Source organism: Devosia sp. CAU 1758 (assembly GCF_054482695.1).
The window spans coordinates 372,863-393,552 of sequence record NZ_JBTLRJ010000003.1; the positions used below are offsets into that span (position 1 = coordinate 372,863).

Genomic DNA, 20,690 nt, shown 5'->3' on the forward strand with positions numbered 1-20,690 from the left:
CCTCAGAAGGCATTCAGGGGCACAGCCTCAACGATGGTCCCGACCGGCTGACCCGGATCATGCTCAGGCTGCACGATGAGGAAGTCGGAGCCGGCCAGAGACGAGGTATGACCACTGTCCGTCTGCGAGACGGGCTGTAGCATGGGGCCGGCGTCTGTTTGCACGAGGCGAGCCCGCATGAAGTGGCGGCGGGCACTGTTGGGCGATGTCGGCGCGGCCAGGGGCAGCCGCCAGGCCGGAGGTTCGGCGAGGCCAAGCCAGGCCCGCAGGGCCGGCTTGAGGAAAACCATGGCCGTAACCATGGCCGACACGGGATTGCCCGGCAGGCCAAAGACAAGGGTCCGGCCGCACGTGCCAAACATCAGTGGCTTTCCCGGCCGCATGTTGATGCGCCAGAAATCGAGGGTAACGCCGAGTTCCCTCAGTACGTCCTGGACCAGATCATGCTCTCCCACCGAGGCGCCGCCCGTGGTGATGAGGAAGTCGGGCTCGGCGGCAAGACTGGCGGCAACCTTGGCGCGGAGCGTCGCTGCGTCGTCGCGGACAATGCCATGGTCGGTGATGGTCTGGGCATATGGGGCGAGCATGGCGCCCAGCCCGAAACTGTTGGAGGCCACGATCTGGTCCGGGCCAAGCGGCGTGCCGGGCAAGACCAGTTCGTCGCCGGTGGCCATCAGGTGCAGATGCGGGCGGCACGCGACAGACAGGCTCGCCGCATTGGCCGCCGCCGCCACCGCAATCTGCATCGGCGTCAGCCGCGTTCCGGCCGCCACCAGCACCTGGCCAGTTGAAAAGTCGTTGCCTTTGGAGCGGATGCTGTGGCCTGGCCGGGCAGGGGCGGTGAACCGCACCCGGTCGCCCTCGCGCACGGCCTCTTCCTGCATGATGACCGTGTCTGCCCCAGCCGGGACCGGCGCCCCGGTAAAGATGCGGACGGCCTGGCCCGGACCAACCGACCCGCCAAAGCCGGCGCCAGCCTGTGAGGTGCCGACAAGGTCGAGGAACGCGCCCTCGGCGGCATCGGCAGCGCGCATCGCATAGCCATCCATGGCGCTGGCATCAAAGGGCGGCTGATCATGGCGGGCCTTCAGCGGTTCAGCCAGCACACGGCCAGATGCTTCTGCCAGCGGCACATTTTCGCGCACAACCGGCGGCACATGCGCGAGAATTGCCTTCAGCGCGTCGTCGACCGGAAGCAGGCTCATGGCGTCCGAACGAAATCGCCCGACTTGCCGCCGGATTTTTCAATGAGGCAGATGTCGGAAATGACCATGGCGCGGTCGATGGCCTTGGCCATGTCATAGAGCGTCAGTGCCGCGGTGGAGGCAGCGACCAGGGCTTCCATTTCCACCCCGGTCTGGCCGGTGGTCTCGGCGGTCGCCAAAATGATAATGGCATGCTTGCCATCGGCATTGATCTCGACGCTGACCTTGGACAGCGGGATCGGGTGACAAAGCGGAATGAGCTCCGACGTCTTCTTGGCCGCCATGATGCCGGCAATGCGCGCCACGGCAAGGGCGTCGCCCTTCTTGAGACCGCCGCCCAGGATCGTTGCCATGGTGGCAGCCTCGCCACTCAGTCGCGCCCGCGCCACGGCACGCCGTCGCGTAACCGGTTTGTCACCGATATCAACGATATGGGCCTCGCCCCGCTCGTTGAGATGGGTGAGGCCCCCGGCCATCAGCGCACCGTTTCCGCATGACCCACCAACAGGGTGCGGGTGGCAGCAACCACATCGTCCTGCCGCATCAGGCTTTCCCCGACAAGGAAAGTGCCGACATTGCACCGCTCGTCGAGCATGCGGACATGCTCATGGGTGACGATGCCGCTTTCGCTGACCAGCAGCACATCGTCCGGCACGCCAGCGGCCAGGTTCACCGTGGTTTCGAGCGTCGTTTCGAAGGTGCGCAGGTTGCGGTTGTTGACGCCGATGAACTTGGCGTCGAGCGCCAGGGCGCGGTCCAGTTCGAGCTGGTCATGCACTTCCACCAGCGCATCCATGTGCCATTCCTCGGCGGCATCGAGCAGATAGCGCGCCACATCGTCCCCGACCGCGGCCAGGATGATGAGAATGCAGTCCGCGCCCCAGGATCGGGCCTCGGCCACCTGATAGGTTTCGAACAGGAAATCCTTGCGCAGGGCCGGCAGTCGCGTCGCGGCGCGGGCCTCGATCAGATAGCTGGGCGAGCCCTGGAAGCTCGGCCGGTCGGTGAGCACCGAAAGGCAGGCAGCGCCCGCCATTTCATAGGCGCGGGCAATCTCGGCGGGGTTGAAATCGGCACGGATCAGGCCCTTGGAGGGACTGGCCTTCTTCACCTCGGCAATCAGGGCATAGTCGCCCCGCGCCCGCTTGTCCTTGATGGCCTTGACGAAGCCGCGTGGCGGCGGCTGGTCATGGGCCCCGGCCACCACTTCGGCCCAGGGTCGCATGGATTTCGCGGCCGCGATTTCTTCGCGCTTATAGGCTTCGATCTGCTGGAGAATGTCGCTCATCAGGCTTGTCCGTTCGATACGGCGACAAGGCGCGCAAGGGTCTCTTTCGCCTTGCCGTTGTCAAGGGTGTCACGGGCCAGCGCAATGCCGTCCTCGATGGTGGAGACCTTGTCGGCGACCAGCAGGGCCGCCCCGGCATTGAGCAGCACCGTGTCGCGATAGGCGCCGGGCGCGCCATCGAACAGGGCAACGATGGCTGCCGCGTTTTCTGCCGGTTCGCCGCCCCGCAGGTCCTTGGGGTCGGTGAGGTTGAGGCCGACCTTGTCGGGGTGAATTTCGAAACTCCGCAGGTCCCCATTGGCGATCTGCGCCACGAAATTGGGTCCGGAGGTCGACAATTCGTCCAGCCCCTCGCTCGAATGCACCACCCAGGCCTTGATGGCCCGATTGGCGAGAAGCGCGGCGGCTACCGGCTCCACCCATTGCTGCGAATAGACGCCAAGCAGGTAGCGCCGCACCCCTGCAGGGTTGGATTGGGGACCCAGGAGGTTGAACAGCGTCCGCACGCCCATCTCGGCGCGCGCCGGGCCCACATGGCGCATGGCCGGGTGATGATTGGGGGCGAACATGAAGCCGATCCCGGCCTCGGCAATGGTCCTGCCGATCTGCTCGGGCGTCAGATCCAGCTTGACCCCCAGAGCTTCGAGCGCCTGGGAGGAGCCGGACTGGGAGGACAGCGCCTTGTTGCCGTGCTTGGCGACCGGCACACCGGCTGCCGCGACCACAAGGGCGGTGGCCGTCGAGATATTGAGGCTGCCCAGGCCATCGCCGCCGGTGCCAACGATATCAATGGCATTTTCGGGCGCCGGGACCGGCACCATCTGCTCGCGCAAGATGGAGACGGCAGCGGCGATCTCACCCACGGTCTCGCCCTTGATGCGCATACCCATGAGGAAGGCGCCGATCTGGGCCGGGGTCGCTTCGCCGGCCATGATGACGCGCATGACCGCGCGCATTTCCTCGCCCGTGAGGTCCTTGCCGTCAGCGATCTTGTTGAGGGCCTGCTTGATGTCCATCACGCTGCCTTCCGTCCGTTGAAATCGCGGGCAATGTTGAGAAAGTTCTGCAAGAGGGCGTGCCCGTTCTCGCTGGCAATGCTTTCTGGATGGAACTGCACGCCATGGATGGGGAGCGATCGGTGCTGCATGCCCATGATGAGCCCGTCATCGGTGGTGGCGGTAATTTCCAGATCATCCGGCAGGGTATCGCGCTGAACGATCAGCGAATGGTAGCGCGTCGCCTCAAAGCCTGCATTGAGGCCGCGGAACAGGCCCTTGCCATTGTGGTTGATCGTGCTGGTCTTGCCGTGGAACAGGCTCGGCGCCCGAATGACATCGCCACCCAGCGCCTGACCCATGGCCTGGTGGCCAAGGCAGACGCCCAGCATGGGAATTGTGGACTTGAACCGGTCGATCACCGCAAGGCAGATGCCGGCCTCATTGGGGGTACACGGACCGGGCGAGAGCACGATGGCCTCCGGCGCCATGGCGGCAATCTCTTCAAGTGTAACCTTGTCGTTACGCCTGACGCTGATATCGGCGCCAAGCTCACCCAGAAAATGGACGAGATTGTAGGTAAAGCTGTCATAATTATCGATGACGAGGGTCTTGGTCATTGGCCTGTCCTCATGGAGCGGTTCTGTACGGTGGGTTTCAGAACCAGCCGCGCCATCGCAAAATCATGTTCATCAAGCCCATCACTGCCCCACTCCCGCCTCGCCGGCATAGCGTAGCGCTTCCTCGGCGGCGCTGAAAAGGGCGCGAGCCTTGTTCTCGCATTCCATCTGCTCGAGTTCGGGCTGGCTGTCGGCAACGATGCCGGCTCCGGCCTGCACATGGAGCTTGCCATCCTTGACGATACCGGTGCGCAGCACGATGCAGGTGTCCATCGTCCCATCGGCGCCGAAATAGCCTACGCAACCGCCATAGATGCCGCGTCGCGAGGTTTCCAACTCGTCGATGATCTCCATGGCTCGCACCTTTGGCGCACCCGAAACCGTGCCAGCCGGGAAACCGGCCGAGAGGGCATCAACAAAGTCATATAGCGGGTCGAGCACGCCCACCACATTGGAAACGATGTGCATGACGTGGGAATAATATTCGAGGAAGAACTTGTCGGTGACCTTCACCGTGCCGGTCTTGGCCACCCGGCCAACATCATTGCGCCCCAGGTCGAGCAGCATCAGATGCTCGGAAAGTTCCTTGGGGTCACTGAGCAGTTCTGCCGCCAGTTCCTGGTCCCGGGTCGGGGTGGATCCGCGCTTGCGGGTGCCGGCAATGGGACGAATGGTGACTTCGCCATCCTGCACCCGCACCAGGATTTCCGGGCTCGATCCCGCCACGGCAAAGCTGCCAAAATCGAGGAAATACATGTACGGGCTGGGATTGGTGCGCCGCAATGCCCGGTAGAGAGCCGTCGGGGGCAGGGTAAAATCGGCCGAAAAGCGCTGGCTCAGTACCACCTGGAAAATGTCGCCGGCGGTGATGTAGTCCTTGGCCCGAGCGACCATGGCGAAATATGCGTCCCGCGAGGTATTGCTGGTGACTGCAATGGCATCGAGATCGGGCAGGGCAGGACTCGTGGGCAGCGACCGTGACAACCGGGCGATGGCGTCATCGATCCGGCTTTCGGCCGCGGCCAGTGCCTGAGCCGCACTGACGCCGCTGCGGACATAGGCCGGTGCGGTGAAATAAAGCTCGTCCTTGACCGTATCGAAGATCGCCAGCAGCGAGGGCCGCATCAGCACAGCCTCGGGCGTCTTGAGATCGTCAGGATTGCCGTTGGGCAGCACTTCCATGTAGCGGACCATCTCGTAGCCGAGATAGCCATAGATCCCCGCCGATTGCGGCGGCAGGCCCGCCGGCATCTCGATCTGGCTTTCGGCCACCAGCTTGCGCAGCGCATCGAGCGGCAGGTCGGCCATCGGCTCGAAGGCATCCGGAGCCGTCTGGGCGCTGCGATTGATCGAGGCCGTGCCGTCCTCGACCTTGAGGATCAGGTCCGGCAGCAGCCCGATGATGGAATAGCGGCCACGCGTGGTGCCATCCTGCACGCTTTCAAGCAGGAACGAATGGGTCCGGTCTGCGGCCAGCTTGAGATAGGTGCCAATCGGAGTTTCCAGATCCGCGACGATGCGACGCCAGACGAGTCCAGACTTTCCGGCATCGTATTGCGCGGCAAAGGTCTTGGAATAGTCGTCGCCCATTTTGGTCTGGTTCCGTTGGTGGTTACGCCGTTACTGGCCGTAATTCTGTACCAGCAGCTGATTGAGAGCCTGCTGGTTGATCCTCAAGCCCGCATCATCGCGCACGGCGGCGACGAATTCGGAGCTGAGGCCTGCGCGATATTCGGCATCGAGTGCGTCAATCGCCTGGGCCTCGAGGGGGGCAGACGGCTCGGCGGTGTCCACGACCTGGAACACCACGACCTCGCCGCTTTCGTTGACCACGGAGCCGACATGGTTTGGGCCGCCGACAAAGGCGGCGGAGGCCATCGTGCTGTCAATTAATCCGTCTTCCGAACCAAAGCGGGAGAAGGGCGCGCTCAATTGCGGGAAGGCGCTGAGCTCAAAACCGATATCGGCCAGAGCCTCTCCTGCTTCGAGGCGCGCCACGATTTCCTCGCTCCTGGCGAGCAAGGCATTGTTGGTGCGCTCCTGAGTCATAGCCGCCTCGACCTCGGACCGGACCTCATCCAGCGTCTGGTCGCGGGCCGGCGAGATGTCTTCCAGGTCGAACCAGAGATGGGCATTGCCCGAGAGCGGGATAGAAGGGACCAGACGATCCTGCTCCGCCGCGAAAATGGCCTGCGATACGCGGGCGTAATCTGCTGGCGCAAGATTGGGCAGGACAGACAATTCGGTGCCCGAGGAGGTGACATCGGCCTCATAGACCGGCAGGCCGAAGCGATCGGCAATCTGGTCGATCGGCTGGAAGGCCGCGCGCAATTCCTCGATCTGGTCGAGGACATCGTTGATCTCGGTGCGGGCCTCGGCCAGGGACAGGCGCTCGACAATGTCGGCGCGCGCTTCCTCAAGGGTTGGCTCACGCGCGGCCTCGATCTCGACCACATGCACCGCGCGCTGGCCGCCAATGCCTTCGATAATGGCAAAGCCATCCTCGGGCAGGCTGAAGGCTGCAGCGGCGAGGCGCGCATCGGTGATTTCCGGCTGCGCCAGGGTGCCAAGGCTGGCAGGCGTGAGCCCGGCTTCGGCAATCAGCGTGCCGAAATCGGTTCCGGCGGCGAGGCCGGCTTCAAACCGGGCAACCAGTTCGGGCGTGGAGAGCGGAACCTGCTCGATGGTCCGGCGCTCGGGCGTCGTCAGCGAGGCGCGGGTGGCTTCATACTCGGCTACGACGGCCTCTTCCGAAATGTCCTTGGTCGCGGCCAGCGATGCCATAGACAGGTCGAGCAATTTGACCGTGCGGGTCTCAACGGTGCGGAACTCGTTCTGGTGCTCGGCGAGATAGGCCGCCAGCTCGCTTTCGGTCGGCGCGGCCGGCGTCTCGATACTGGTTTCGCTCAGCGTGATATAGTCGATGGTACGGGTCGCGCTGGCGTAATTGTTGATGAGGGTCGCAGCGACATCAGGCATGCCGGCATTAGCCAGCAGCGCATTGGTCAACTGGTCCCGGCGGGCTTCATCGCTGCGGACCTCGAAATATTCCGCCTCGGTCCAGCCGGCGCTCTGCAGGGTCTGGGTAAACAGGGCCGGGTCGAACGTGCCCAGCGTGCCATGGAAAGACGGGTCCTCACGCAGCAACTGAGCGAGCTTGGCCTCCGAGACGCCCAGTCCGAACCGGCTCGCCAGCGTATCGAGGGCGGCGCCCTCCGACAGTCCGAGCAACACGGCCGTGGGGATGCCCATAGCTTCAGCCTGACCGGCGGTCGGCACGGAGCCCAGTTGCTGGGCGACGGCATTGGCCTGGTTCTGATAGGCGCGCAGGAATTCACGCGAATTGATTTCCTCGTCACCGACGCGGGCGAGCGTATTGCTGCCCAGATCGACGATCACATTGTTGATGCCGAAGCCGGCGACACCAACCAGCAGGAACGCTCCAAAAATCTTTCCCGGCCAGGATTTTGCAAAATCACGCAAACCATCGAGCATCTAAAGCGTTCCAGTTTCGGGCCCGAGCCTTTACCTTAGCGGCTGGGGCGGACTAGTAAGACAATTACGACAGCCGGGGTTAGGGCAAACCCCTCTCCGGCGCAAGAGGCAGGAGTAGCAAGAGTGACGACCATCTCACCGCTGATCGCAGGAAACTGGAAGATGAACGGGCTCACCCATTCCCTTGATGAGCTGAGTGAACTGGCGCGCCTGCTGACCACCGGGGAGGCGCCGCGCGCCCTTGTTGTGGTCTGTCCGCCCGCAACTTTGCTGGCCGCCGTGGCAGCTCAAGGCGCCTCCAGCGGCATCATTGCCGGTGGTCAGGACTGTCATGCCGAGCCATCGGGCGCTCACACTGGCGATATCTCTGCCTCGATGCTGGCCGATGCCGGCGCCCAATATGTCATTGTCGGACACTCCGAGCGTCGGAGCGATCATGGCGAAACCAGCGAAACGGTACGCGCCAAAGCCGAAGCTGCCATCGGCTCGGGCCTCAAACCCATTATCTGCGTGGGGGAAACCAAGACCCAGCGCGATGCTGGCGACGCAGAATCAATTGTGTCGACCCAACTCGCCGCCTCGATTCCCGATGCCGCCGAGCACCATGAGGTCGTCGTCGCCTATGAGCCGGTATGGGCCATCGGCACGGGCCGCACACCGCTGCTGGAAGAAATCGGCCAAATGCACGATGCCATCCGGGCCCGTCTTGTCGATCGGTTCGGCCTCTCCAAGGGCGAAAGCATCCGCATTCTCTATGGAGGGTCCCTGAAACCCCATAATGCCCGCGAGATTTTGGGCGTCGCCAACGTCAATGGCGGCCTGGTCGGGGGCGCAAGCCTCTTGGCAAAGGACTTCTATACGATTATCTCCGCCGTCTAGAGGCAATCGGCTCGGCCCGCTTGCGGCGAAAAAGCGTCGCAGGCGGCTGGCATTTGCCATTCGAGGGGTGTATGACCCCCCATCCTTTCCAAACCGGGCGAGGCCATTTGGCACGCCCGGACTGACGCGAAGACAAGAGATTCATGGCCAACGTATTGCTCGTCGCCTATCTGCTGATCGTGCTGGCGCTGATTGTCGTCATCCTGATCCAGCGCTCCGAAGGGGGCGCACTGGGCATTGGTGGCGGCGGCGGTGGTGGCGGGATGATGACCGCCCGTGGTTCGGCAAACCTGCTGACCCGGACCACGGCGATCCTGGCTGTCCTGTTCTTTGCCTCGGCCATTGGCCTCACCGTTCTCAATGAGATTGATCGCGGAACGTCGAGCATCCTGGACAGCGCCACGTCGGTAGAAGACGGCGCCGAGCCCACCACGGTTCTGGACGCGCTGAACGCTCTTCAGGGTGACGATACGTCCGACTTGCCGCTGCCGGTGGACCCCCAGGCTCCGGCCACCGAACCCGAGGCGCCCGCCGCTGAAACCACCACGACAAGCGGTGACCTTCCGGTTCCCGAGGCGCCTGCCGATAATTCCGACGCGGCGGCAACGCCCAAGGAAAACCCCGCCGCACCGGCGGGCAACTGATCCGCCGCAAGGCGTGCCTGAAAAAGGGGATGGCGACATCCCCTTCTTCTTTTTGTGTAGAGCGCGCTTGCGTCTCTGCGAATCATTCCTGATGTGCTTATGGTGATCGCCCATGGCTCGGTACGTATTCATCACCGGAGGCGTGGTCTCCTCCCTTGGCAAAGGTTTGGCTTCAGCGGCGCTTGGCGCTGTGCTGCAGGCGCGCGGCTACAAGGTGCGCCTCCGCAAGCTCGACCCCTATCTCAATATTGATCCCGGCACGATGTCGCCGACCCAGCATGGCGAGGTGTTCGTCACCGACGACGGTGCCGAAACGGACCTCGACCTGGGACATTATGAACGCTTCACCGGCCGGGCCGCGAACAAGCGTGATAATGTCACCTCGGGCCGCATCTATTCGGACCTCCTGGCCAAGGAGCGCAAGGGCGAATTTCTCGGCGCGACCGTACAGGTCATTCCCCACGTCACCGACGCCATCAAGGCCTTCGTCCTGGACGGCAATGAGGATTTCGATTTCGTACTCGTCGAAATTGGCGGCACGGTCGGTGACATCGAGGGTCTGCCGTTTTTCGAGGCCATCCGCCAACTCGGTAACGACCTGCCGCGCGGTGACACCTGCTATCTGCACTTGACGCTGATGCCCTACATCCCCTCCGCCGGGGAGTTGAAGACCAAGCCGACCCAGCACTCGGTCAAGGAACTGCGTTCCATCGGCATTGCGCCAGACGTACTGCTGGTGCGCTGCGATCGACCCATCCCTGACGGTGAGAAAAAGAAGCTCAGCCTCTTCTGTAACGTCCGCGAAAGCGCCGTCATCCAGGGCCTCGACGTCGGCTCGATCTATGACGTGCCGGTGGCCTATCACAATGAAGGCCTCGACCGCGAAATCCTCGCCTCCTTTGGCATCACCGATGCACCTGAGCCCGACATGTCGGCCTGGGACGAGGTCTCTCGCCGCTATCACAACCCCGAAGGCGAAGTGAACATCGCCATCGTGGGCAAATATACCGGCCTCAAGGATGCTTATAAGTCGCTTTCGGAAGCCCTCACCCATGGCGGCATCGCCAACAAGGTGAAGGTCAACCTGCAATGGATCGATTCCGAGGTCTTCGAGCGCGATGATCCGGCGCCCTATCTCGAACATGTCCACGGTATCCTCGTTCCGGGCGGCTTCGGCGAGCGCGGTTCCGCCGGCAAGATCGAAGCGGCCCGCTTTGCCCGCATCAAGGATGTGCCCTATTTCGGAATCTGCTTCGGCATGCAAATGGCCTGTATCGAGGCCGCGCGGAACACTGCCGGCATCAAGGCTGCATCCTCCACCGAGTTCGGCCCCACCAAGGAGCCGATCGTGGGGATGATGACTGAATGGGTGAAGGGCAACGAGAAGGAAGCCCGCTCTGCCGAAGGCGATCTGGGCGGCACGCTGCGCCTGGGCGCCTATCCGGCCCAGCTCACCCGCGGCTCCCGCGTGGCCGATATATACGGCTCCACCCGCATCACCGAGCGCCATCGTCACCGCTATGAAGTGAACATGGACTATCGCAAGCGCCTTGAAGCCAATGGCCTGCTGTTCTCCGGCGTCTCACCTGACGGCAAGTTGCCCGAGATCGTCGAGCGCACCGATCACCCGTGGTTCATTGGTGTCCAGTTCCACCCGGAACTAAAATCCAAGCCGTTTGAGCCGCATCCGCTGTTCACAAGTTTCATTGCTGCGGCGATGGATCAGAGTCGGTTGGTGTGACCAAGGAGCCGTTTGGGGCGTCGGGGCCTCCGGCGGTCCTGACCAGCGCCATTCCCTACCTAACGCTACGCCGGCTCACACCCACCAATGCTGGGTCGGTTTTCGGCTGGTGCAGGAGAACCTGGCTCACCTGACCGTTCATGGCGACTGTATTGAGCGGGGCACCGCCAGCTTTGAAGACATCGCTGCAGAGTTGGCCTCGGAACAAGAGCGCCATTGGCGGTACGGTATCCATATCGGGGGAGAGCTTGCCGGCCGGGTCGATCTCCTCGGCGTGGAACCACCGCGATATGGCATCGGCTATTGGCTAGCAGCCTGCCATGCTGGAAGGGGTGTTGCGACTGAAGCGGTGCGGGCTGTTGTTGATTTCGCTGCCGAAGAGCGCGGAGCGAGCATTATTTTTTGCTGGCGTCACCCACGGGAACACGCGCAGTATTGCCCTATTGAAGCGGCTGGACTTTCGGGCAATCGCGCAGTTTGAACATATACGCGCTACCATTGGGCCACCCCCTGACGCATTGGAGATTTTCCATGGCCGAAATCCTCTCTCTCTCCAAAGCCCGCAAGGCCAGGGCTCGCACCGAAAAGGAAGCGACGGCCGAAGCCAATCGCGCCAAATTCGGGCGCCCGAAGGCAGAGAAGCTCAAGGACGAGGCTGACAAGGCCCGGGCCGAGAAGCATGTCGACGGACACAAGCTCGACCATTGACAGAGGGCGCCTGCCAAATAGAGGAGGCGTTGCGCGTATGGAAACTTTTGCCTGGAATTCCGTTATGTTCGGACGGTGCTAACCGGACCCGGAGCGTCCATTGGCGGGCTTGAAACTCGTTCCCCAGCGCAATTGCATGGCCGTCGATACGGCAGAACGCCTGTCGGTCATCGTCGATGCCGAAGACTATTTCCGTCACGCCCGCTCGGCCATGATGAGGGCCCGGCGCCGCATCGCGCTGGTCGGCTGGGATTTTGACACTCGCATCGGGTTGCACGAAACGGAAAACGATGACGCCCCCACCGAATTGGGTCGGTTCATCCTCTGGCTCGTCGAGCAATCTCCCGAGCTCGAAATATTCATCCTTCAGTGGGACTTCGGCATAGTCAAATCGATCAAACGAGGCACCACGCTTCTGCGGCTCGCACAATGGGCTCTCCATCCCCGCATTCACGTTAAATTCGACAGTGTTCACCCTTTTGGCGCCTCGCATCATCAGAAGGTGATGCTGGTAGATGACGTGCTCGCTTTCGTTGGTGGCATCGATATGACCGCAGATCGCTGGGACACCCGTGAACATCGCCATAATGACGAACGCCGTCGGCGCCCCTTTACGCGCCGCCGCTACAAGCCATGGCACGATGTCACCACGGCCTCCTCGGGCCCAATCGTCAAATGCGTCGCACGGTTGGTACGTGAACGATGGAGCCTCGCGGCCGGCAAGCCCGAAATGGTGCCACTGGAGGGCACGCCCCCACTGTGGCCCGATGAGTTGCCCGTGCAATTTGAGGAGGTTCAGGTGGGTATTGCTCGGTCAGCGCCGGAGCTGGATGAGCGTCCGGCTGTCCTTGAAGTCGAGAGACTTTGGCTCGACCAAATCGTTGCGGCACGCAAATTTTTGTACATTGAGAGCCAATATTTCGCCTCGCGCGCTATCGTGACCGCACTAGCCAAACGTTTGACGGATGCCGATGGGCCCGAGATCGTGGTCATCAACCCGGAAATCGCGCAAGGCTGGCTCGAACCGATAGCCATGGATACCGCACGTGCCCGGCTCTTCGCATGGCTGAAGCGTGCGGACCGCCATGACCGGTTTCGGCTGTTCCATCCGTTCGATGAAGCCGGTCAGCCCATCTACGCCCATGCCAAGGTTTTGGTAGCCGACGACGCTATTCTCAAAGTGGGCTCCTCCAACATTAACAATCGTTCTCTCCGGCTCGACACCGAATGCGACCTCGTGCTTGTCGCGTCCGAGGAAGACGAGGCCACGCACGAGCGTATCGCCTGGATCCGCAATGACCTGATTGCCGAACACCTTGTGACCACGCCTGAGGCAGTGGGAGCCAGCCTTGCCAAGACCGGCTCCCTGGTCAAAACGATTGAATCGCTAACGCCCGAGGCGGGACGAACTCTACGACTCTATCAACCGCCCGAACTGAATGATCTCGAACAATGGCTGGCCGAAAACGAGGTGCTCGATCCCGAAGGCGCGGACGAAATGTTCGAGAACATCGCGCATCGGGGGCTGGCCCGCGGTTTTCTCAACCGCTTCGCCCGAACCTGAATTCCCGCTACCAGTCGATCTGGCAGATCACGCCATCCGGGCCGAACTGCATGCTTTCGGGTGTGTACTGGAAAATTTCCAACTTCACGCCGCTCGGGTCGGCCAGCCAGCATTGCCAGGTGTGATCGACGCCAAGCTTCTTGTCGGTGACGGCAACGCCCTTGGCGCGCGCATTTGCCATGAAGCCGTCGATGTCGTCGGTCTCGAAGCAGATATGGTTGATCTGGTTGCTCTCCTCGAAGCGGCTTTCGCCCTTCTTGAAAACTTCCACAAAGGTGCGGTTGCCGAAATCCAGATAGAAGCCGATGCGATCCTCGCCGCGCTTGAAGTCGAACTTTGGCGCCACGCCCAACACATCGCGATAGAAGGTTTCGACGGCGTCGAGGTCGCGGGCGAAAATGCAGGTATGGGCCACCTGTTTGACGAGGGGTTTGGTCAATTGTCTGTCCTCCGGAATATGCGAACTGGACAGTTCGCACTGACATGTTAGGACAGTCGGAACGTCCCGACCAGATGGGAGCAGGACAATTATGTCGCGCATTATCGTCATCGGAGCCACCGGCCATATCGGAACTTATCTGGTACCGCGGCTGGTCCACGCCGGCCACGAGGTGGTCGCGGTCTCGCGTGGCACATCTCAGCCTTACGTCGCTGACAATGCCTGGAGCCGGGTGGAGAGTGTCTCCCTCGATCGCGACGCGCTGGAAGCCACTGGCGATTTTGGCCGCGCCATTGCCGATCTGAGGGGCGACATCGTCGTCGACAATATCTGCTTCACGCTCGACAGCGCGCGGCAATTGGCCGAGGCACTGATTGGGAACGTCCGGCATTTCCTGCATATCGGCACAATCTGGACCCACGGCTTCTCTGAAGTGGTACCAACGCCAGAAGACGTGACCAAGCGACCCTTCGGCGAGTATGGCGTGCAAAAGGCTGCGATAGAGGATTATCTGCTCGGTCTCGCGCGTTGCGACGGCTTGCCGGTGACCATCCTGCATCCGGGCCATATTGTGGGGCAGGGCTGGTCACCGCTCAATCCGGCCGGCCACTTTGACAATGCGGCGTTCGAGGCCATTGCGCGGGGGGAGCCGTTGGCCCTGCCCAATATCGGCATGGAGACCGTGCATCATGTCCATGCTGACGACATCGCCATGCTGCTGATGCGAGCCATGGAGAACTGGAGCGCGGCCAAGGGTGAAGCATTTCACGCGGTCTCGCCTGGCGCGGTTACGCTGCGCGGATATGCCGAGGCTATGTATCGCTGGTTCGGCAAGGAACCTGCCCTGAGCTTCCAGCCCTGGGAAGAATGGCGGGCGATGCAGACACCGGAAAACGCCCAGGCGACCTGGGAGCACATCATCCGCAGTCCCAATGCCAGCATTGAAAAGGGCAGGCGCCTGCTTGGCTATGCGCCACGCTATACCTCGCTGGCGGCGGTGCAGGAATCCGTGTCCTGGCTCGTCGCCAACGGGAAACTGGCCATCTAGGACCAGCGCCGGACGCGTTTTTTATACGTTCCCCCTTTTCACTGTCACACGGCCCGTCTAGACAGACACCCACACCCCAAAAGCTTTCCGGGAAGGGCACGCATGTCTTCAATCATCCACGTCAATGGCCGCCAGATCTATGATAGCCGCGGCAATCCGACCGTCGAGGTCGATGTGGTGCTGGACGATGGCAGCTTTGGCCGCGCGGCGGTGCCTTCCGGCGCGTCGACTGGCGCCCATGAAGCGGTGGAACTGCGCGACGGCGGCAAGCTGTATATGGGCAAGGGCGTCACCCAGGCCGTCGAGAACGTCAATTCGGTCATCGCCGACGAAATCCAGGGCATGGATGCGCTTGACCAACTTGCCATCGATCAGGCCATGATCGATCTCGACGGCACCGCCAACAAGGGCAAGCTCGGCGCCAACGCCATTCTCGGCGTGTCGCTGGCCGTCGCCAAGGCCGCCGCCGAATCGAGCGAACTGCCCTTCTATCGCTATATCGGCGGCCCGAACGCCCATGTCCTGCCCGTGCCGATGATGAACATCATCAATGGTGGCGAGCATGCCGACAACCCCATCGACATGCAGGAATTCATGATCCTGCCGGCCGGCGCCACCTCGATTGCCGATGCGGTGCGGATCGGCGCGGAAATCTTCCACACGCTCAAGAAGGGCCTCTCGGCCGAGGGTCACAACACCGCCGTCGGCGACGAGGGTGGCTTTGCCCCGAACCTCAAGAGCGCTGATGACGCCCTGGGCTTCATCATGCGCTCCATCGAAAAGGCCGGCTACAAGCCGGGCGAGGACATTTTCCTCGGCCTCGATTGCGCGGCCACCGAATATTACAAGAACGGCAAATACGAGATGGTGGGCGAGGGCAAGTCGCTCTCCTCGGACGAAAATGTCCGCTTTCTCGAGGACCTGGCCAATCGCTACCCGATTATCACCATCGAGGACGGCATGGCCGAAGATGACTGGGATGGCTGGAAGGCCCTGACCGACGCCATCGGCAAGAAGGTGCAGCTGGTCGGCGACGATCTCTTCGTCACCAATACCGCGCGCCTGGTTTCCGGCATCAAGATGGGCGTCGCCAATTCCATCCTGGTCAAGGTCAACCAGATCGGCTCGCTCTCGGAAACCCTCAACGCCGTCGATACCGCACACCGCGCCGGCTACACCTCGGTGATGTCGCACCGCTCGGGCGAAACCGAGGATTCGACCATTGCCGACCTGGCGGTCGCCTTGAACTGCGGGCAGATCAAGACCGGTTCGCTTTCCCGTTCGGATCGTCTGGCCAAGTACAACCAGTTGATTCGCATCGAGGAACAGCTTGGTTCCTCGGCCAAATATGCCGGCTATTCAGTGGTCAAGGGCCGCTGATCGGTTCGATCCGGTTTGAAATGCAGAAGCCCGGCAGCAATGCCGGGCTTCTTTGTCGGATCAGGCGAAAGCCATGCCCGTCCATTCCAAGATGCCGATCAGCAACGTGCCGCACAAGACACCCACAAAGGCCAAGCCCAAAAGCTTTGTGTTGCTTAGGTAGGGCCTTGTCCCAGCCACTCTCAACAGGTCACGGTCCTTGTTCCGTCTCAGGGACAGCCATATCCGCACGAACGCGAAGAAGAACAGAACAATGGACGCAACGACCATGAGCAGGGCGATAGTCGTGACGAGTGGGACCACGTAACCGAGCCTCTACTGGAACGCCGTCTCGGCAAAACTGCGCAATTTGCGTGAATGCAGCCGCTCCGCCGGCTGGTCACGCAGGATTTCCATGGCCCTCAGGCCGATCTGCAGATGCCGATTGACCTGGGTGCGATAGAAGTCCGAGGCCATGCCGGGCAGCTTCAATTCGCCATGCAATGGCTTGTCGGAGACGCAAAGCAGGGTGCCGTAGGGCACGCGGAAGCGGAATCCGTTGGCGGCGATGGTCGCGCTCTCCATGTCGAGGGCCACGGCGCGCGACTGGCTGAGCTGGCGAACGATCTCGGTCTGGTCGCGCAATTCCCAATTGCGGTTGTCGAATGTGGCGACGGTGCCGGTCCGCATGATCTTCTTGGTCTCGATGCCCTCGGTCTGGGTCACCTCGGCCACGGCCTGCTGCAGCGCTACCTGGACTTCCGCCAGCGCCGGCACCGGCACGGTCAACGGCAGGTCGGCGTCGAGCACATGGTCTTCGCGCAGATAGGCATGGGCCAGCACGAAATCGCCCAGTTCCTGGCTGTTCCGGAGGCCGGCGCAATGGCCAAGCATGATCCAGGCATGCGGACGCAACACGGCGATATGGTCGGTAATGGTCTTGGCGTTGGAGGGGCCGACGCCGATATTGACCATGGTGATGCCGCGCCCGCGATCGCCCACCAGGTGATAGGCCGGCATTTGCGGGGAGCGCGGCGGCGGCTCGCCGGTGACGGAACCGCCGGTCAACATATTGTCCGTGGCAACATTGCCCGGCTCGATGAAGCGCTGATAGTGCGGATGCTTCTCGGCCATCCATGCCTTCGCCACCCGGCAGAACTCGTCGATGTAGAACTGGTAATTAGTGAAGATCACAAAGTTCTGGAAATGGTCGGCATCGGTGCCGGTATAATGGGCCAGCCGGAACAGCGAATAGTCGACGCGCGGACCGGTAAAGGCCGACAGCGGATAGGGCCCACCGCGCGGCGGCACATAGGTGCCATTGGCGATCTCATCGTCCGTATTGGTCAGATCCGGCGCGTCGAACACGTCGCGCAGCGGCGCGTCCAGGGCATTGATCGCCGCCCCGTCCAGATGGTCGCGCGGCCCCAGCGCAAAATGCAGCGGAATGGGTGTGTCCGATTCCCCGATATCGATGGTGCCGCCATGATTGTGCAGGATGACCGAGAACTGCTCTTGCAGATAGCCTTTGAACAGATCAGGCGCCGTGACCGTGGTACGGTAGAGTCCCGGCGTATGCAGATACCCATAGGGCAGGGTGCTCTCATGCTTGGAATAGCTGGTCGAGCGCACTTCAACCTGGGGATAGCAGGCACGAACCCGGCCGGGCGGAATCCGGCCCTGAGTCAGGTCGCCCAGATGTCCGCGGATAAAATCGCAATTACGGTGATAAATATGGGCGATATGCGCCCATGCCGCCTCGGGATCGGTAAAGGACTGCGTTTCAAGGCGCGGCGGGCTGAGTGTCGTCATGGTGGTCCTCATGAGCCGACCCGCGGATCGGGCGGCCAAATGCTGGAATCGTCGTCTTCAATCCGCGCCAATATAGAACCCAGATGACGGCTTCTCAACGCAGCGGCGGGGTTGGTCCGAACTTTCACACTTCGGTGACCGGCTCTTTTCTCGCCGCATTTGGCCACCATCTTTCCATGCAGTTCATCGGCGACGCAAACGACCCATGCAACCGATGAGCGGGAAGCGGTTCGCCGCATGTCCCCCAAGCCCTCAACAGCGCGGTGGACTGCATCCCCCTTAGAGGCCGTCCGGCAGAAATGCCGTGGCGGCCTCTATGCGTCGGGATAGGTGTCGCGCAGCCGCTTGACCGAAATGTCGGCCAGTTCCTTCAGGACGTCGATGTCGATGTCGCTGAGGCGTTTGACGTAGAGGCAGGCCTTGCCTATGCGGTGCTTGCCCAGCTTTGCCAGAAGGGTTTCGCGCCGGGTTTTTTCTTCGGGGAAATATGTGCCCATTAGATAGATGCTGAACTCGGCCTTGCGAGGCGCAAAGCCAATGAGGAACGCGTCACCCTCGTGGCCAGTGGGATATTTGTAGTGGTACTGACCGAACCCGACCATGGTGCCCCACAGCACCGGCGGCTCGCCGGACACCGCGCTCATCATCTCCACCAGCACCTGCGAATCGGCGCGCTTTTGCGCGTCCTCCACAGACTCCAGATACTGTTTCACATCGCCGGTACCCGGCTTGTTTTTCTGTTCGCTCATATCGTCACCCTCGCTAATAATTCACAATCGTTTCCGGATTGATCTCCCCGTCATAGCTGGCGTCGATGTCATATTGCTGCAGGATGAATTCACCGTCTGAGAACACCCACCAGCCCGACGAGGCCGCATCGCCTACGCCGCGCCATAGCGAATGCGCGGTGATGGTCAAGGAATTATGGTCGAACATGGAATTGACCAGAATATTGCTGGTTCCCATTCCGGTCATCGTCAGGCTTTCCAGTTCACCATCGATGCTTCCTGCCCCGCCATACTCAGCTTCGTATGACGGCGTCGCGAAGGAGAGCGGCGTCAAGCCACGGGACTCGGTTAGAATGTAGTAGGCGTGGTTGATATTGTAGGCACCCGACATGCACCAGAGCCTGAACAGGGTCACTTCTTCTGGTTCGCCTTCAGGGTCCCATTTGGGCTGAAAGGAAAACGTCCAGCTCTTGAAGCGCTCTTCCTCGTCGTAGAGCACCCCGCTCGGCTCGCACCAGTCGCCACCCGCCAGTGCATGGAGCTTTGCCACGCGCTTTTCGAGCGAAGCCTCCTGTGCCGAAAGAGGCACGGTCAAAACCGCCAGTAGCGGCAGGCAAAGCAATGGACGGATCATCGTGCATCCCTTATGTCGAAGCCGAAAGACGGGACCTCCTCCCGCGCGTTGCCATTCAAGCAGATCGGGGCCGATATGACCGCAAAAATCATCGACGGAAAACGCTTTGCTGAAGAATTGCGCGGCCGCATTGCCGGCCATGTGGCACGCCTCAAGGCCGAGCATGGCATCACCCCGGGCCTTGCCGTGGTCATCGTGGGCGAAGACCCGGCCAGCCAGGTTTATGTCTCGTCCAAGGCCAAGCAGACCGCTGAGGTCGGCATGAACTCGTTCAAGCACGAGCTGCCCGCCGATGTGCCCGAGGCCGACCTGCTGGCGCTTGTCCGCCAGCTCAACGCCGACCCGGCCGTCCACGGCATTCTCGTCCAGATGCCGGTGCCCAGGCATATCGACCCCAACAAGGTCATCGAGGCGATCGACCCGGCCAAGGATGTCGACTCCTTCACACCCGCCAATGTCGGCAAGGTGCAGATCGGTCTGCCCGGACCAGTCTCCTGCACCCCGCTCGGGAGCCTCATGCTGCTGCGCGATGAGCTCGGCTCGCTCGAAGGCAAGCACGCCGTCATCATCGGCCGCTCCAACCTCGTGGGCAAACCGATGATGCAACTGCTCCTACGCGACAATTGCACCGTCACCGTTGCCCATTCGCGCACGCAGAACCTGCCCGATATCGTCCGGCAGGCTGACATCGTGGTGGCCGCTGTCGGGCGCCCGCAGATGATCAAGGGCGACTGGATCAAGCCGGGCGCCACCGTGATCGATGTGGGTATCAACCGCGTTCCCGCGCCGGAAAAGGGCGAGGGCAAGACGCGGCTTGTCGGCGACGTGGATACTGCTGCAGCTGCCGAAGTCGCCGCCGCCATCACGCCCGTGCCCGGTGGCGTGGGCCCCATGACCATTGCGTGCCTCCTCGCCAACACCATCACCACCGCATCGCTGATCAATGGCCTTGTCCCCCCGAGCGACCTCACCGCATGAGTGATCTCGCCCACGATCCCGGCGGCAAGGTGCGCCTTCGCCTTGGCGAAGGCGTGCGCGGCGACGCGGTGATGAGCGAGGATGGGCGCTATCGGCAGATCATGCGCCGCTGGCTTGGGGAGAGCTTCCCCGAGCGCTACATCCTCTTCATCGGCATGAACCCCTCGACCGCGGATGCGACTGTCGACGACCCGACCTGTGCCCGCGAATGGACCTTTGCCAAACGCGAAGGCTTTGAAGCCATGGTGAAGTGCAATGTCGGCGACTACCGCGCCACGGACCCCAAAATGCTGGTCGCTCCGGGCATTGTCGCCGTCTCACCCGCCAACCTGCCCGCCATCCGCAAGGCCGCGCGCGGGGCGGGGCGGGTCGTGCTCTGCCACGGCAAACTCAACAAGGCGCTGGCACCGGCTGGACAGGAAATCGTCGAGGCGCTCCGCGCCGACGGCATCGATCTCTGGTGCTTCGGCATCAATGCCGACGGCTCGCCCAAGCATCCGCTGTACCTGCGGGCCGATACGCCGCTGGTGCCATTCTATAGTTGACTCCAACG

At 62.1% G+C, this 20,690-nt stretch carries 21 protein-coding genes; 10 read left to right on the top strand and 11 right to left on the bottom strand.

Translation table 11 applies throughout. The annotated features are described in order from the left end of the window. Positions 1-2 precede the first annotated feature (2 nt). The 7 genes from ACXYMS_RS11910 to ACXYMS_RS11940 all read right to left on the bottom strand — a co-directional run bounded on the left by ACXYMS_RS11910 (position 3) and on the right by ACXYMS_RS11940 (position 7,603). Complete coding sequence (locus ACXYMS_RS11910; RefSeq protein ID WP_458906537.1) at positions 3-1,205, bottom strand: molybdopterin molybdotransferase MoeA; 1,203 nt, start codon at positions 1,203-1,205, stop codon at positions 3-5. Then, on the bottom strand, positions 1,202-1,681 hold the full coding sequence (gene moaC / locus ACXYMS_RS11915) for a cyclic pyranopterin monophosphate synthase MoaC (RefSeq protein WP_458906538.1): 480 nt from the start codon (positions 1,679-1,681) through the stop codon (positions 1,202-1,204). The genes ACXYMS_RS11910 and moaC overlap by 4 nt, the downstream gene beginning before the upstream one ends. After that, positions 1,681-2,493 carry an indole-3-glycerol phosphate synthase TrpC gene (trpC, locus tag ACXYMS_RS11920; RefSeq protein WP_458906540.1) on the bottom strand — a complete coding sequence of 271 codons (813 nt, stop codon included), beginning with the start codon at positions 2,491-2,493 and terminating at the stop codon, positions 1,681-1,683. Before trpC ends, moaC begins: the two co-directional genes overlap by 1 nt. Further along, positions 2,493-3,512 carry an anthranilate phosphoribosyltransferase gene (gene trpD, locus ACXYMS_RS11925; protein ID WP_458906542.1) on the bottom strand — a complete coding sequence of 340 codons (1,020 nt, stop codon included), beginning with the start codon at positions 3,510-3,512 and terminating at the stop codon, positions 2,493-2,495. Before trpD ends, trpC begins: the two co-directional genes overlap by 1 nt. Then, positions 3,509-4,108: an anthranilate synthase component II gene (locus tag ACXYMS_RS11930; RefSeq protein ID WP_458906543.1), complete on the bottom strand. Its 600-nt coding sequence runs from the start codon at positions 4,106-4,108 to the stop codon at positions 3,509-3,511. The genes trpD and ACXYMS_RS11930 overlap by 4 nt, the downstream gene beginning before the upstream one ends. A gap of 81 nt (positions 4,109-4,189) precedes the next feature. Continuing rightward, on the bottom strand, positions 4,190-5,698 hold the full coding sequence (gene trpE / locus ACXYMS_RS11935; protein WP_458906545.1) for an anthranilate synthase component I: 1,509 nt from the start codon (positions 5,696-5,698) through the stop codon (positions 4,190-4,192). A gap of 30 nt (positions 5,699-5,728) precedes the next feature. Continuing rightward, a complete protein-coding gene (locus tag ACXYMS_RS11940; RefSeq protein WP_458906547.1) occupies positions 5,729-7,603 on the bottom strand; it encodes a peptidylprolyl isomerase in 1,875 nt (624 codons plus the stop codon). A gap of 123 nt (positions 7,604-7,726) precedes the next feature. Here ACXYMS_RS11940 and tpiA point away from each other — a divergent pair, with 123 nt between their 5' ends. From tpiA to ACXYMS_RS11970, 6 genes are all read left to right on the top strand, one after another. Then, positions 7,727-8,482: a triose-phosphate isomerase gene (tpiA, locus tag ACXYMS_RS11945; protein WP_458906549.1), complete on the top strand. Its 756-nt coding sequence runs from the start codon at positions 7,727-7,729 to the stop codon at positions 8,480-8,482. A 143-nt stretch (positions 8,483-8,625) separates the two neighbouring features. Beyond that, complete coding sequence (gene secG, locus ACXYMS_RS11950) at positions 8,626-9,126, top strand: preprotein translocase subunit SecG (RefSeq protein ID WP_458906551.1); 501 nt, start codon at positions 8,626-8,628, stop codon at positions 9,124-9,126. Positions 9,127-9,238: 112 nt separating this feature from the next. Continuing rightward, the gene (locus ACXYMS_RS11955; RefSeq protein WP_458906553.1) at positions 9,239-10,867 is read left to right on the top strand and encodes a CTP synthase; all 1,629 of its coding nucleotides are present in this window, start codon (positions 9,239-9,241) and stop codon (positions 10,865-10,867) included. 109 nt (positions 10,868-10,976) lie between these two features. Next, positions 10,977-11,348 carry a GNAT family N-acetyltransferase gene (locus tag ACXYMS_RS11960; protein ID WP_458906555.1) on the top strand — a complete coding sequence of 124 codons (372 nt, stop codon included), beginning with the start codon at positions 10,977-10,979 and terminating at the stop codon, positions 11,346-11,348. Positions 11,349-11,398: 50 nt separating this feature from the next. Then, a complete protein-coding gene (locus ACXYMS_RS11965; protein ID WP_458906557.1) occupies positions 11,399-11,575 on the top strand; it encodes a DUF4169 family protein in 177 nt (58 codons plus the stop codon). A 109-nt stretch (positions 11,576-11,684) separates the two neighbouring features. Then, entirely contained in the window at positions 11,685-13,139 is a 1,455-nt protein-coding gene (locus ACXYMS_RS11970) for a phospholipase D-like domain-containing protein (protein ID WP_458906559.1), read from the top strand. 7 nt (positions 13,140-13,146) lie between these two features. On the opposite strand, the gene ACXYMS_RS11975 is transcribed toward ACXYMS_RS11970, so the two are convergent. After that, the gene (locus ACXYMS_RS11975; RefSeq protein WP_458906560.1) at positions 13,147-13,578 is read right to left on the bottom strand and encodes a VOC family protein; all 432 of its coding nucleotides are present in this window, start codon (positions 13,576-13,578) and stop codon (positions 13,147-13,149) included. Between the two features lie 91 nt (positions 13,579-13,669). Here ACXYMS_RS11975 and ACXYMS_RS11980 point away from each other — a divergent pair, with 91 nt between their 5' ends. Continuing rightward, positions 13,670-14,626 carry an NAD-dependent epimerase/dehydratase family protein gene (locus ACXYMS_RS11980; protein ID WP_458906562.1) on the top strand — a complete coding sequence of 319 codons (957 nt, stop codon included), beginning with the start codon at positions 13,670-13,672 and terminating at the stop codon, positions 14,624-14,626. Positions 14,627-14,728: 102 nt separating this feature from the next. After that, on the top strand, positions 14,729-16,006 hold the full coding sequence (gene eno, locus ACXYMS_RS11985) for a phosphopyruvate hydratase (protein WP_458906564.1): 1,278 nt from the start codon (positions 14,729-14,731) through the stop codon (positions 16,004-16,006). Positions 16,007-16,321: 315 nt separating this feature from the next. Here eno and ACXYMS_RS11990 read toward each other — a convergent pair whose 3' ends face one another. The 3 genes from ACXYMS_RS11990 to ACXYMS_RS12000 form a co-directional block, all read right to left on the bottom strand. Next, positions 16,322-17,797, bottom strand: a complete 1,476-nt coding sequence (locus ACXYMS_RS11990; RefSeq protein ID WP_458906566.1) for an AMP nucleosidase — start codon at positions 17,795-17,797, stop codon at positions 16,322-16,324. Between the two features lie 314 nt (positions 17,798-18,111). Next, complete coding sequence (locus ACXYMS_RS11995) at positions 18,112-18,546, bottom strand: DUF1801 domain-containing protein (RefSeq protein ID WP_458906567.1); 435 nt, start codon at positions 18,544-18,546, stop codon at positions 18,112-18,114. Positions 18,547-18,559: 13 nt separating this feature from the next. Further along, positions 18,560-19,159, bottom strand: coding sequence for a DUF1176 domain-containing protein (locus ACXYMS_RS12000; protein ID WP_458906569.1), 600 nt, complete (start codon positions 19,157-19,159; stop codon positions 18,560-18,562). Positions 19,160-19,234: 75 nt separating this feature from the next. Here ACXYMS_RS12000 and folD point away from each other — a divergent pair, with 75 nt between their 5' ends. Together folD and ACXYMS_RS12010 are read left to right on the top strand one after the other, a co-directional pair. Next, positions 19,235-20,137: a bifunctional methylenetetrahydrofolate dehydrogenase/methenyltetrahydrofolate cyclohydrolase FolD gene (gene folD, locus ACXYMS_RS12005; protein WP_458906570.1), complete on the top strand. Its 903-nt coding sequence runs from the start codon at positions 19,235-19,237 to the stop codon at positions 20,135-20,137. Then, the gene (locus ACXYMS_RS12010) at positions 20,134-20,682 is read left to right on the top strand and encodes a DUF1643 domain-containing protein (RefSeq protein ID WP_458906572.1); all 549 of its coding nucleotides are present in this window, start codon (positions 20,134-20,136) and stop codon (positions 20,680-20,682) included. The genes folD and ACXYMS_RS12010 overlap by 4 nt, the downstream gene beginning before the upstream one ends. Positions 20,683-20,690: the final 8 nt, after the last annotated feature.

Excerpts from the sequence above, each read along its gene's own strand:
- ACXYMS_RS11910 (WP_458906537.1), bottom strand. The coding sequence starts at position 1,205 with ATGAGCCTGCTTCCGGTCGACGACGCGCTGAAGGCAATTCTCGCGCAT.
- moaC (WP_458906538.1), bottom strand. The coding sequence starts at position 1,681 with ATGGCCGGGGGCCTCACCCATCTCAACGAGCGGGGCGAGGCCCATATC.
- trpC (WP_458906540.1), bottom strand. The coding sequence starts at position 2,493 with ATGAGCGACATTCTCCAGCAGATCGAAGCCTATAAGCGCGAAGAAATC.
- ACXYMS_RS11930 (WP_458906543.1), bottom strand. The coding sequence starts at position 4,108 with ATGACCAAGACCCTCGTCATCGATAATTATGACAGCTTTACCTACAAT.
- trpE (WP_458906545.1), bottom strand. The coding sequence starts at position 5,698 with ATGGGCGACGACTATTCCAAGACCTTTGCCGCGCAATACGATGCCGGA.
- ACXYMS_RS11940 (WP_458906547.1), bottom strand. The coding sequence starts at position 7,603 with ATGCTCGATGGTTTGCGTGATTTTGCAAAATCCTGGCCGGGAAAGATT.
- secG (WP_458906551.1), top strand. The coding sequence starts at position 8,626 with ATGGCCAACGTATTGCTCGTCGCCTATCTGCTGATCGTGCTGGCGCTG.
- ACXYMS_RS11955 (WP_458906553.1), top strand. The coding sequence starts at position 9,239 with ATGGCTCGGTACGTATTCATCACCGGAGGCGTGGTCTCCTCCCTTGGC.
- ACXYMS_RS11965 (WP_458906557.1), top strand. The coding sequence starts at position 11,399 with ATGGCCGAAATCCTCTCTCTCTCCAAAGCCCGCAAGGCCAGGGCTCGC.
- ACXYMS_RS11980 (WP_458906562.1), top strand. The coding sequence starts at position 13,670 with ATGTCGCGCATTATCGTCATCGGAGCCACCGGCCATATCGGAACTTAT.
- eno (WP_458906564.1), top strand. The coding sequence starts at position 14,729 with ATGTCTTCAATCATCCACGTCAATGGCCGCCAGATCTATGATAGCCGC.
- ACXYMS_RS11990 (WP_458906566.1), bottom strand. The coding sequence starts at position 17,797 with ATGACGACACTCAGCCCGCCGCGCCTTGAAACGCAGTCCTTTACCGAT.
- ACXYMS_RS11995 (WP_458906567.1), bottom strand. The coding sequence starts at position 18,546 with ATGAGCGAACAGAAAAACAAGCCGGGTACCGGCGATGTGAAACAGTAT.
- ACXYMS_RS12000 (WP_458906569.1), bottom strand. The coding sequence starts at position 19,159 with ATGATCCGTCCATTGCTTTGCCTGCCGCTACTGGCGGTTTTGACCGTG.
- folD (WP_458906570.1), top strand. The coding sequence starts at position 19,235 with ATGACCGCAAAAATCATCGACGGAAAACGCTTTGCTGAAGAATTGCGC.
- ACXYMS_RS12010 (WP_458906572.1), top strand. The coding sequence starts at position 20,134 with ATGAGTGATCTCGCCCACGATCCCGGCGGCAAGGTGCGCCTTCGCCTT.